The organism is Salinimicrobium oceani (genome assembly GCF_012037645.1).
On the sequence record NZ_JAAVJR010000155.1, the window covers coordinates 1 to 687 of the forward strand.

2 protein-coding genes are annotated in these 687 nt (G+C 42.4%); both read right to left on the minus strand.

All coding sequences use genetic code 11. The features are described from left to right. The coding region (locus HC175_RS15980; protein ID WP_168139406.1) for a PH domain-containing protein at positions 1-477 on the minus strand (477 nt) is incomplete at its 3' end. Then, on the minus strand, positions 470-687 hold a 218-nt coding region (locus tag HC175_RS15985), incomplete at its 5' end, for a PH domain-containing protein (RefSeq protein ID WP_168139407.1). The genes HC175_RS15985 and HC175_RS15980, both read right to left, overlap by 8 nt.

Genomic DNA, 687 nt, shown 5'->3' on the forward strand with positions numbered 1-687 from the left:
TTCTTCTTCGGCATGAGCCATAAGTTTATCAGCCAAAGCATTTGCCTTCTCTCCGGAAAGGGCCCTGATCTCCACTTCCTTATCCTGACTCCCTGCTGTTTCCACTACCACACTATATACTCCAATAATGCGCTGCAAAATATTCCTGCGAAAATTGACCTGCTGGATCTTCCTAAATGGGATATTGATAACATCTGTCGAAAAAACCCCTTTTTGAAGTACAAATTCCTCGTTCTTTTGATCAATGTGGAACTTGAAATTCAGGAAATATATAATGCTATATGCAAGGCTGAGCAACAATAACAACATTAGGCCTGCACCGGCAAAGAAAAGGGTGCGTTGGTCAACCTCCTTAAATGCGAAATAAAATACCACCACCCAAAGGTTCCTCCCAATGTGATAGAGAGAGGTGGCAAAGATCAATACCAAACCTACACCCGACTGCCGCTGAGGTTCAGAAAAATTATAGTCAGGCATGATTATAAATTCTTCCCGAAATTTCCTCTTTTACAGAGGTAGCTGTTTCAGGTTTAATTCCCGGAATACTCACATCACTTCCCGATCCTCCTGCAGTGAAAACTTTTAAAGTTGCAATGTTCAGCATCTTATCCAGGAATGATCGTTCTACAGTGACGTGCTGAATTCGATTGAAGGGAACAACAGTAGTCCTTTCGAACAGGAACCCGC